General features: G+C 29.6%; 10 protein-coding genes. 5 read left to right on the top strand and 5 right to left on the bottom strand.

The features are described 5' to 3' along the window. The coding region (locus tag L8T90_RS03180) for a hypothetical protein (protein WP_263736702.1) at positions 1 to 1,799 on the bottom strand (1,799 nt) is incomplete at its 3' end. Positions 1,800 to 2,253: 454 nt separating this feature from the next. Here L8T90_RS03180 and L8T90_RS03175 point away from each other — a divergent pair. After that, positions 2,254 to 2,595: a hypothetical protein gene (locus tag L8T90_RS03175; protein ID WP_263736701.1), complete on the top strand. Its 342-nt coding sequence runs from the start codon at positions 2,254 to 2,256 to the stop codon at positions 2,593 to 2,595. 150 nt (positions 2,596 to 2,745) lie between these two features. On the opposite strand, the gene L8T90_RS03170 is transcribed toward L8T90_RS03175, so the two are convergent. The 3 genes from L8T90_RS03170 to modA are packed head-to-tail and all read right to left on the bottom strand — an operon-like array spanning position 2,746 to position 4,726. Further along, positions 2,746 to 3,600 carry an ABC transporter ATP-binding protein gene (locus L8T90_RS03170; protein WP_263736700.1) on the bottom strand — a complete coding sequence of 285 codons (855 nt, stop codon included), beginning with the start codon at positions 3,598 to 3,600 and terminating at the stop codon, positions 2,746 to 2,748. Beyond that, a complete protein-coding gene (locus tag L8T90_RS03165; protein WP_133319764.1) occupies positions 3,594 to 3,983 on the bottom strand; it encodes a hypothetical protein in 390 nt (129 codons plus the stop codon). The genes L8T90_RS03170 and L8T90_RS03165 overlap by 7 nt, the downstream gene beginning before the upstream one ends. Continuing rightward, positions 3,980 to 4,726, bottom strand: a complete 747-nt coding sequence (gene modA, locus L8T90_RS03160) for a molybdate ABC transporter substrate-binding protein (RefSeq protein WP_263736699.1) — start codon at positions 4,724 to 4,726, stop codon at positions 3,980 to 3,982. The genes L8T90_RS03165 and modA overlap by 4 nt, the downstream gene beginning before the upstream one ends. A gap of 219 nt (positions 4,727 to 4,945) precedes the next feature. Between modA and L8T90_RS03155 the strand changes: the two genes are divergently transcribed. Genes L8T90_RS03155 through L8T90_RS03145 form a run of 3 tightly spaced genes read left to right on the top strand, consistent with a single transcriptional unit; the run spans position 4,946 to position 8,676 of the window. Continuing rightward, complete coding sequence (locus tag L8T90_RS03155; RefSeq protein WP_263736698.1) at positions 4,946 to 5,632, top strand: VacJ family lipoprotein; 687 nt, start codon at positions 4,946 to 4,948, stop codon at positions 5,630 to 5,632. 9 nt (positions 5,633 to 5,641) lie between these two features. Then, complete coding sequence (locus tag L8T90_RS03150; protein ID WP_263736696.1) at positions 5,642 to 6,211, top strand: ABC transporter substrate-binding protein; 570 nt, start codon at positions 5,642 to 5,644, stop codon at positions 6,209 to 6,211. Further along, a complete protein-coding gene (locus tag L8T90_RS03145) occupies positions 6,211 to 8,676 on the top strand; it encodes an efflux RND transporter permease subunit (protein ID WP_263736695.1) in 2,466 nt (821 codons plus the stop codon). Before L8T90_RS03150 ends, L8T90_RS03145 begins: the two co-directional genes overlap by 1 nt. Before the next feature lie 24 nt (positions 8,677 to 8,700). On the opposite strand, the gene L8T90_RS03140 is transcribed toward L8T90_RS03145, so the two are convergent. Beyond that, positions 8,701 to 9,318, bottom strand: a complete 618-nt coding sequence (locus L8T90_RS03140; protein WP_263736694.1) for a non-canonical purine NTP pyrophosphatase — start codon at positions 9,316 to 9,318, stop codon at positions 8,701 to 8,703. Positions 9,319 to 9,394: 76 nt separating this feature from the next. Between L8T90_RS03140 and L8T90_RS03135 the strand changes: the two genes are divergently transcribed. Beyond that, positions 9,395 to 10,696 carry an MFS transporter gene (locus L8T90_RS03135; protein WP_263736693.1) on the top strand — a complete coding sequence of 434 codons (1,302 nt, stop codon included), beginning with the start codon at positions 9,395 to 9,397 and terminating at the stop codon, positions 10,694 to 10,696.

Below are 10,696 nucleotides of genomic sequence, written 5' to 3'. Positions count from 1 at the left end.
TTATTTCCACCTATAATGATAGAATTTTCTAATCTTTGTTCATTACTTTGAGTATATTCAAGTTCATCAAAGTACCAACCATCTATACTGATTTTACCGCCTGTATTGTTTTCTAATTGGTAGCCATTGTTATTTTTACCTATATAGCCACTATGCCATGTAGCTTCATGATCAGCAGTTGCAGGATGGATATGACCATTATTAACAACTAAAGTACCACTATTAGTAATACCTCCATGGATATTACCAGTGTTTTCAATATTGATATAGCCACTATTATTAATACCACCAAAGATGTGTATATCTTTACCTGCATTAGGATCAGTTAAATCCCCTGAAGAATTAATAAGTTTTTCTATAGTACCACTGTTGTTAATACCATAAGTTATATCTTGAGTAGCTAAAGGAGAAGCTTCTTTACCTATAGTACCTGTATTAGTAATAACACCTATATAACCTTTATTTTCTTTAGCATCTTTGGTTTTATCATTAAAGGTATTAGTAATACTTGCAATGGTTCCTGCGTTGTTAATTAAACCTATAGAACCATTATCATTGTTTAAGCCTTTTTCTAAGATAGCACCTTTAGTGTTTTCAAGAGTACCTAGGGTGTCTTTATTTTCAAAGGTATTTTTTAAATTACCATTATTAGCAAATGTACCTATAGATGAAGTTTCATCTCTACTAATTTCCATATCCCCATTATTAGTAATAGTTCCTACTATTGAGTTATTTTTTAAGTCTAAATCAGTTTTAGCACCTTCATTGTTTGTAATAGAACCTATAGTGCTATCATCTAGTTTGATACCACCATTTCCTATAGAACCTGAATTTGCAATAGAACCTATAGTGCTTTGATTAAGATTAATACCTTTTTCTATAGTTCCACTATTGATAATACTATCTATGTGAGATTTGTTTTTTAAGTCTATAGAGCCTTGTATGGTTTTTTCATTATTGATTGAAGTGATATAGGATTTATCATTTAAAGATATATTACCACCTATGGTGTTTTTATTATGAAGAGCTCCTATGATTTTAGATTCTTTATCAAGGTTGATATTTCCTTGTATATTACCTTCATTAAGTATGGCTGTGCCTTCTTGGTTATAAGTGTAAGAGTTTCCATCTTCGCTAAAAGTTAATGCTGCTATGGTGGCACCATTTTGCAAGTCGATTACATTGCCATTATTTACAGATTTTCCATTATTATTTACACCTATGGTTCCTTTATTGTGTATACCTGCTGTGCCACCTGCTATAAGAGCATTAGAGCCATCTAGTTTGATGTAGTCTTTGATGTGTTGAGAGCTAGTATCTAGGTGAACACCAGAACCACTTTTACCTAAAATAATACCTTTGCTAGTAATGTTTTCAATTGTTGAGCCAAGATGTCCATTAAATGCAACCAAGTGAATTCCATGTTGGCCACCTATAATAGAGCCTTGGTTATTTATGGTACTCATTTTACCAACAACACCCCATTCTCCACTTACATAAATTCCAGCCTGTCCTCCATATATAAGACCACTATTGTTTAAAGTATGCAAACTATCTGTACTTCCTGTTATATAAAGTCCATGTTTATTTTGCCCTATAATACTACCTGTGTTATTTAGTGTTTCAATTTTTGCAACAGTCCAGTTTAGTTTTTCAAATATTATTCCAGTTTGAGCAGATGAAATAATACCCGAATTATCAAGAGATTTTATAGTACCACCATGTATGTAAATACCATTAGCTCCATTGGTTGTAATAGTTCCTGTATTCTTAAAAGTTCCTATACTACCACCATACATTTCAATTCCATGACTATTTCCACTTATAGTCCCTGAATTATTAATGGTATTTATATTACCCCAGGTAACTTGAATACCTTTGCTGCTACCTTCGATGGTGCCATGATTAATAATAGAATTTATACCACCACTATTTCCTAATTGAATACCATTAACTCCTTTAATAACTGCATTTTCATTATTATATATATTTTCTACAGTAGCATTATTTTTTATATTTATACCATGCTCAGCACCTGTGCTTTGTATTAAACCACTATTAGTAATAGTTCCTATTTTACCACCACTTTGAACATCAACACCATTCCATTGAATCCCAATAATATTACCGGTATTAGTAAGATTGTCTAAAGTTTTATTATTATTAATGTTAATACCATTACTACCTTTGATATTACCATTATTAGTAATAGTAGCATTTGAAGAAGCGTCTATATTAACCCCGTGTTGATTATTGCCACTAACATTTATATTGCCTTCTTTATCTACAATTAAATGCCCACCGTCTGCACCACTTATAGTAACACCATTATTAACAGCACTCCCTATATTACAAATTGTACTGCTACATCCACCACCACTAATACTTTTAGAATTTTTTACTTGTTTGTTGTTATTGTTTGTAGTGCTTTTAGCTTTAGTGATAGCAATACTACCATTAGAAGCTTTATCACTTATAGTTGTTATACTAGCATTAGCACAAGTTGCTAAAAAAGATATAGTTGCTAAAGATAAGAAGGTTTTCTTAGTAAAAGAAATATTGTTTGATGTTTTTAAAGAGGATATGCTTGATTGAGAATTCTCAATTCCCCCCCCCCGTGAAATTTAACATTAAAACTCCTTTGGAAATTAATAATATTTTGAAGTTTGGAATTATATATTAAAGTTGTTTAAAGTTTGTTTATTTATAAAATTATATGTTAAAAATATCATTATCGTGATAATTTTAACACTTGCTTAAATTTAGCGCAAAAGCTTTTTGGCTCAAAAGCACTTCATCATTTTCTTTAAAATCTTTAGCTTCTAAAGGACTTAGCGCTACTTGGCTGATTTGATTACCTATGGCAAGTATGGCTATAAATATGCTATCTTGTTTTTGTAGTTTTAAAATGCGTGCTTTTATAGCAAATTTTTGTGAGCCTTGCGTCTTTAAAAAAACTTCATTAGGCGAGCCTTCTTTGATGATAGTTCCATTTTCTAAAATGATGACTTTATTGGCTAGTTTATAAACTTCACTTACATCATGACTGATTAAAATAGTAGTGATTTTATAAGTTTTATGTATATTTAAAAGATAATCATGTAAGTGTAGTTTTATCTCATTATCTAGGGCGCTAAATGGCTCATCTAAAAGTAAAAGTTTGGGTTTTTGCATAATAGCTCTTGCTAAAGCTACGCGTTGTTTTTGTCCCCCGCTTAGTTCTAAAATATGACTTTTTTTGTGTTTACTTAAATCTAAAAGCTCTAAAAGTTCATTAGCAAATTTTAGATCTTTTTTGGCAAAAAGTAAGTTTTGCTCTACATTCATATTTTCAAATAAAGCATAATCTTGAAAAACAAAGCCAAGCTTTCTTTTTTGTGGACTTAGAAAGTTTTTATCATCAAAAAATATAGTATCATTAAAAATGCAAATTCCTTGTGCTTTTTCAAAACCTGCTAAAATTCTTAAAAGCGTAGTTTTACCGCTGCCACTTTTTCCAAAAATAGCACAAAAATCCCCTTCTTTAATTTCAAATTTAACCTTAAGTTTAAATTCTTTTTCTTTATTTTTAAAGATTTTTTCAAAGTCAAGTTTTAGCATAAATACTCTTTGATAAATAAAGCACTAGGATGTACATAAGCAAATACAAAATCATTTTTTTGATAGTTTTGCTCTAAAAACTCATGGGTGCTAATTTGAGCTTCGAAAGTGCAAATTTCATTTTCTAATCTTACGATAGTGATGATTTGTCCTTGAAAAATATCAATGATTTTTGCATAAAAGGTATTTAAAAATGAGTTTTCTAAATTTTTTTTACTAAGCAAGCACTCGCTACTTTTAAAGGCAAGTAAAACTTCTTGATCAATGCTTGCTTTTTCATCAAGTTCTAAAGCAAGCATATATAATTTATGTTTTTTTATAAGAAATTCTACCCAGTTTATATTTTCATGATTTTTTATAGTATTTATTTTAGCTTTAATCATGGGATATTATAGCCATAAGCTTTGAAAATTTCCTTAGCCTTTTTGCTTAAAATAAAATCATAAAATTTCTTAGCTTTGGCATTATCTTTACCATAAGAAGTGATGATAATACCTTGATTGATTGGTTCATAAAGCTTTGGATTAATTAAAATATAATTTTTTCCTTCTTGGAGTTTATAAGATTTTAGCGTATCTTCATATAAAGCACTTGCTGCTATAAAACCCACATCGGCTGCTTTTAGTGTTTGAGTAAGTGCTTCTCCTATAGATTTTGCCTCGATGATTTTAGCTTTTGTTTGCTCATAAATTTTAGCATTTTGTAAAGTTTCTATGCTAGCTTGACCATAAGGAGCAGCTTTGGGATTGGCTATGGTGATGATTTTTACTTTTTCTTCTTTAAGTGTGTCTAATCCTTTGCTTAAATCCATTCTAACACTGAGTAAAGCTAAAGCTCCTTGAGCATAAATAACAGGTTTTGTACTAGCAAAATTATCATCATACAAGCTTTGTACAAATTTCATATTTGCAGCCATAAATATATCAAATGGTGCTCCATTTTTGATTTGTGAAACTAAATTTCCACTAGCACCTAAGCTTACATTGATACTAATATCAGGGTTTTCTTTTTGAAATTCTTTTTGTAAGGCTTTAAAAGCATAAGCTACATTTGCAGCTGCAGCGATATTTACATCAGCGCCATAGCCGAAAATACACAAAAAAAGCAGGGTGAAAATTTTTTTCATTTTTTATCCTTTTAATAGTAAATTTTGAAAAAATTATAGCTTATTTTTAAAAGCAAAAATAAATTTGTATTTTTTGCATATTTTCTAAGACTTATTTTATAGGTAAATAAAAATTTTTAATCTTTTTAAAGAATATTTTAAAAGTATTTTAATGTAAAAATTTATTTTAATTTTTGTATAATTTACGATTTCAATTTATGAAATTTTAAAAGGAAAAGCTTGTTAAAATACATACTAAGTTTGTGTTTATTTTTTAATACTTTGATTTTAGCCAATGACTTTGAAGATTTTGAACAAGAATATCAAAAAAAAGAAGTCAAAGATAGCTTTTATAGTTATAATAAAGCTATGAGTAAATTTAATTATGATCTTTATATTTATTTTTTAAGACCAGTTGCACTTTCTTATAAAAGTATTACTCCAAGTTTTATAAGAACAGGGGTAAAAAATGCTTTTGATACTACAAGATCGCCTTTTAGATTTATCAATCACCTTTTAAGTTTAGAATTTAGAAAAGCTGGTGAGGAATTTGGAAGATTTTGTGTGAATGTGATTTTTGGATTTGGTTTGTTAGATAGTGCGAGCAAAACTCCTTTAAAAAGTTATGAGGCTGATTTTGGAACGACTTTGGGTAAATGGGGAGTAGGTAGTGGATCACACTTAGTGCTTCCACTTTTAGGTCCTTATAATGTAAGAGATGCTTTAGCTTTACCTGTAAATTGGTTTATGGTGCCTGAGGGATATATTGAGAATCTTTGGGTTGGAGCAGGCGTAAATGCTGCATTAAAACTTAATGAATTAAGTTTTGAGTATGAAAAAATAGATGATATTTACCAAAATAGTGTAGATTATTATACTTTTATACGCGATGCGTATGAACAAAGACGCCAAGAACTCATCAAATAAGGAGATAAAATGAAAAAAATCATAGTTTTGCTTTTTAGTGTAGTATTTGCTTTTGCTTTAAATTTGCAAGATATTTCTAAAACTATGCAAGAAAAAATTGATGAGAGCTTAAAGATATTGGATCAAAATAAAAATGATAAAGTTAAAGCGGCGGAAAAAATCTTTGTTTTATTTGATGGTGTTTTTGATTATGAGCTTATGGCTAAACTTAGTCTTTCTACAAGATATGAAAAATTAAGTGAAAATGAAAAAAATGAATTTAACAAAGCTTTTGAAAAAAACCTTAAAAAAAGTTTCACAGATAAGCTTGCTTTGTATGATTCTCAAAAATTAAAAGTGATTAATTTAGAAGAAAAAAATAAAAGAGCTTTTTTGAAAACTTCTATGATAGTAGATGGCAAAGAAAATTTTGTAATTTTTAAATTTTATGATAAAAATAATGATTGGCAAATTTATGATGTAGATATTTTTGGTATAAGTATCATACAAACATATCGCTCACAATTTAAAGATGTCTTGCAAAATGGCGATTTTAAAACCTTGCTTGAAAAGCTTTCTAGTGTTAATTTTTCTAAATAATGCTAAGTAAAATTTTAAAAATCTTTCTTAATTTCCCAAAGCTAACTTTGGGGATTACTTTAATCTTTTGTATATTTTTTAGTTTTTTTGCTAAAAATTTAAGTGTTGATGCGAGTGCTGAAAGCTTGCTTTTAGAGCATGATGAGGGTTTGAAACTATATAGAGAAGTTTCAGCACGCTATGGTAATGATAATTTTTTAATGCTTGCTTTTGCTCCTAAAGATAAAGATATTTTTGCTAAAGAAAATTTAGAAACTATAAAAAACTTAACTCTTGATTTAGAAAAAATCAATGGTGTGCAAAAGGTATTTTCTATCACTAATGCGCCTTTACTTGTAAGTTCTAAAGGTAAAGAGTTGAAAGAACTTATCCAAAATATACCTAATATTTTTAGTCAAGATGTGGATATTAATCTAGCTAAAAAAGAAATTTTAAACCAACCCTTTTATAAAAATAATATCATCTCAAAAGATGGAAAAACAACAGGAATTTTGATTTATCTAGCACCTGATCTTGTTTATAATGACTTGATTAATTCAAGGGATAATGCGCAAAATGAAAATGAAAAAGAGCATTTTAGAACTTTGATTAAAAAACATCAAGAAAATTCAAGAGAATTTAGTGCAAAAAGATTAGAGGAAATTACTAAAATAGTATCTAAGTATAGTCAAAATGGAGACTTTTTGCACCTTGGTGGTGTAGAAATGATCGCTAATGATATGATTAATTATGTAAAAAGTGATTTAAAAATTTATGGTTTTAGTTTAGTAGGGCTTTTATTTATAGCGCTTTGGTGGTTTTTTGGCTCTTTGCGTTTGGTGTTTTTGGCTTTGGGAATTTGTGTGATTTCGCTTTTTACTTCAAGTGGGATTTTCGCACTTTTGGGCTTTGATATTACTGTGGTGTCTTCAAACTATGTAGCTTTGGTGCTTATTATCACTGTTTCTGTTGTGATACATTTGATCGTACATTTTATAGAAAATTTACACAAACACCCAAAAGCTAGCGTTTATAAGCTTTTACTCTCAACCTTACTTGATAAAGCAAGTCCTAGTTTTTTTGCTATTTTAACCACAGTTGTTGGGTTTTTAAGTTTTGTCTTTTCAGATATTGAGCCTATTATCAAACTTGGTATTATGATGAGTCTTGGTATTAGCGTGAGTTTGATTTTAGCTTATATTTATTTTGCAAGTATTTTGGTACTAATGCCACGTTTAAATTTTAAAGAGCTTAATCAAAATTCGTTAAAATTTTTAAGTTTTTGTGCAAATGTAAGTTTAAAACATAGAAAAGTTATCTATGGCATAAGTTTATTTTGTGTGGCTTTTGCTTTGTATGGAATTTTACAAATTAAAGTAGAAAATAGCTTTGTGAGTTATTTTAAAGATAGTTCTAGGATTAAACAAGGTTTGTTGATTATAGATAAAGAGCTGGGTGGAACTATGCCTTTAGATGTGATTGTCAAGTTCAAGCAAGACCCAAAACAAAATGAAAGCTTAGATGAGTTTGAGCAAGAATTTGATGATTTAGCTAAAGATGATAGATATTTTTTTAGTAGTGAAAAAACAAGAATAGCTGCTAAGGTTCATGAGTTTTTAAGTAAGCAAAAATATGTAGGTTCTGTGCTTAGCTTGCAAAGTTTGCTAGAGCTTGGAAAAAGCATTAATGATGGTAAGGCTTTAGATGATTTTGCCTTAGCGTTTTTATATGAAAATTTAGATGAGAATTTTAAAAAGCAAGTTTTAACCCCTTTTGTAAGTGTAGAAAATAATGAGTTGCGATTTAGCGTGCGTATGCTAGATAGTGATCCAAATTTAAGACGCGATGCTTTTTTAAAACAGCTTGAAAAAGACTTAAAAGAACTTTTACAAAAAGATAATGTAGAGGTTAAAATTAGTGGTATTATGCCTTTGTATAATAATATGCTTCAAAGTCTTTTTTCATCACAATTTGATACTTTAGCCTTTGTGGTGCTTGTGATTTTTGCTTTATTTGTGGTGATTTTTAGAAGTTTTGTTTATGCTTTTGTAGCGATTTTGGCCAATCTCATACCTTTGGCTTTGGTGTTTGGTTTAATGGGTGTTTTCAATATACCACTTGATATTATGAGTATTACCATAGCTGCTATTTGTATAGGAATAGGGGTTGATGATATGATTCATTATATTCATCGTTTTAAAGAAGAATTAAAACATAAAAGCTTAGAAGAGGCTATAAAAGCTTCGCATATGGGTATAGGAAGTGCGATTTATTATACTAGTGTTACGATTATTCTAGGTTTTTTAGTGATGATTAGTAGTAATTTTATCCCGACGATTTATTTTGGCTTGCTTACGGTTTTGGCTATGAGTTTGCTTTTATTTGGTTCGCTTTTTTTATTACCAAGTTTTATTTTAAGCTATCATTATCTTAAGCAAAATTATAATAAAGCAACATCCAAATCACATAAAGCCCAAAGGCAATAAGCATATATTTTATAAATTGTTTCATTAATACTCCATTTTTTCTAATGCTCTTAAGATGTAAGTAGCAAACATTAGTGCTTGCGAGCGGTGTGAAATTTTTAATTTTACTTGCTCATCTAATTCACCTAAGGTTTTATCAAAACCTTTTGGGATAAATAAAGGATCATATCCAAAGCCATTATTACCCCTTGGAGTATCAATAGCAAGGCCATACATATATCCATGCGTACTAAAATGTCCATATTTTGAGCTTATAGCTATGGCTGCAGTGTAAAAAGCTTTGCTTTGATGTAAGTTTTTTTCATGTAAGGCTTGGATGAGTTTGTTTCTATTGGCATCATCAGTGCCTTCTTGAGAGTATCTTGCAGAAAAAATCCCTGGTGCATTGTCTAAAGCCTCTACGCTTATACCACTATCATCACTTAAGGTGATAAATTCATCTTGTTTTTTGCCTAAAGCATTAAAAATGGCTTTAGATTTTATCAAAGCATTTTCTTTAAAACTCGTGCCATCTTCGATGATTTCAAAAGGGGTGATGATTTCATTTAAGGCATAAATTTCATAAGTAGTTAAAAATTTTTTGATTTCTTCTACTTTGTGTGCGTTAGAAGTTGCTAGAATGATTTTTAATTTTTTCTTCATAAATTACTCTTTTTGTTTTGACTTTAAAAAAAGTTTATCAAAATCATAGTAAAATTATCCTTTATAAGGAGAAAAGATGTTAAAAACCGTTTTACCTTTGTCTTTTATTGTAGGAACTAGATTTTTTGGATTATTTATAGTTTTGCCGGTTTTAAGTTTATATGCTTTAAATTTAAAAGGAGCCAATGAGTTTTTAGTAGGGCTTTTAGTAGGTGTGTATGCTCTAACTCAAATGGCATTGCAAGTTCCTTTTGGAATCATTTCAGATAAAATAGGGCGTAAAAAAACTATGCTAATAGGACTTGTGGTGTTTATCATAGGTTCTTTGGTGTGTTCATATGCTGATGATATTTATACGATGATGTTTGGAAGGCTTTTACAAGGTGCAGGAGCCATAGGAGCAGTAGCTACTGCTATGATAAGTGATTTTATCAATGAAGAAAATCGCGGTAAGGCTATGGCTATCATGGGTTCATTTATAGGACTTTCTTTTGCAGCTTCTTTGGTGCTTTCTCCTTTAATGAGTGCTAAATTTGGACTTTCAAGTTTGTTTGATTTAAGTGCTATTTTGAGTTTAATTTGTATCGTGCTTTTATTTAGCGTTGTGCCAAAAGAGCATACAATAGTACATGAAAATACTAAAACCCCATTGAAAAAACTTTTAAAAGAAAAAAACTTAGCTTTGATGAATCTTACTAATTGTATGCAAAAAATGCTTATGAGTATTGCATTTTTAAGTATTCCTTTGGTTTTAGTGCATGAGTTTAATTACCCGAGTGAGAATTTATGGCATGTTTATGTTAGCTCTATGGTGCTTGGGTTTTTAGCTATGGGTTTATCAGGATCTTTAGGAGAAAAAAGAGGCTTAAGTAAAGAGATACTGCTTTTAGGTGTGGCGTTTTTTATCATAGCTTATATTATATTTGCTTTTTCGCATAATGCTTTAGTGTTTATGGTGGGTGTTATAGTGTTTTTTATAGGATTTAATTTACATGAGCCTATTATGCAAAGCTGTGCGAGTAAATTTGCTAAGGTAAATGAAAAAGGCGCAGCTTTGGGTGCGTTTAATGCTTTTGGCTATTTTGGAAGCTTTTTAGGTGGTGTTGTAGGGGGGTATTTTTTACACCATTTTAGTTTAGTTACTCTTGCTTTTATTTTGATAGCTTTGTCTGTAATTTGGTTTGTGTTGCTTTTGTTTTTACAAAGTCCAGCAGATTTTAAAAATGTCTATTTATCTTTAGAAACAAAACATGATTTAAATATGATTAAAGGCATAAATGGAGTTTTAGATGTGTATAAAAACTCTAAATTTTTAGTGATTAAATACAATAAAAAACTCACAAGCGAAGAAGAAATTTTAGCGATTATTGAAAAATAA

This window comes from Campylobacter sp. RKI_CA19_01121 (genome assembly GCF_025771295.1).
In the GTDB taxonomy this organism is placed as follows: Bacteria; Campylobacterota; Campylobacteria; order Campylobacterales; family Campylobacteraceae; genus Campylobacter_D.
Note: the sequence above shows the minus strand (reverse complement) of the source record. Positions and strands in the feature narration are given on the sequence as shown.

Coding starts and splice junctions, on each gene's coding strand:
- L8T90_RS03150 (WP_263736696.1), top strand. CDS start 5,642: ATGAAAAAAATCATAGTTTTGCTTTTTAGTGTAGTATTTGCTTTTGCT.
- L8T90_RS03145 (WP_263736695.1), top strand. CDS start 6,211: ATGCTAAGTAAAATTTTAAAAATCTTTCTTAATTTCCCAAAGCTAACT.
- L8T90_RS03165 (WP_133319764.1), bottom strand. CDS start 3,983: ATGATTAAAGCTAAAATAAATACTATAAAAAATCATGAAAATATAAAC.
- modA (WP_263736699.1), bottom strand. CDS start 4,726: ATGAAAAAAATTTTCACCCTGCTTTTTTTGTGTATTTTCGGCTATGGC.
- L8T90_RS03135 (WP_263736693.1), top strand. CDS start 9,395: ATGTTAAAAACCGTTTTACCTTTGTCTTTTATTGTAGGAACTAGATTT.
- L8T90_RS03170 (WP_263736700.1), bottom strand. CDS start 3,600: ATGCTAAAACTTGACTTTGAAAAAATCTTTAAAAATAAAGAAAAAGAA.
- L8T90_RS03140 (WP_263736694.1), bottom strand. CDS start 9,318: ATGAAGAAAAAATTAAAAATCATTCTAGCAACTTCTAACGCACACAAA.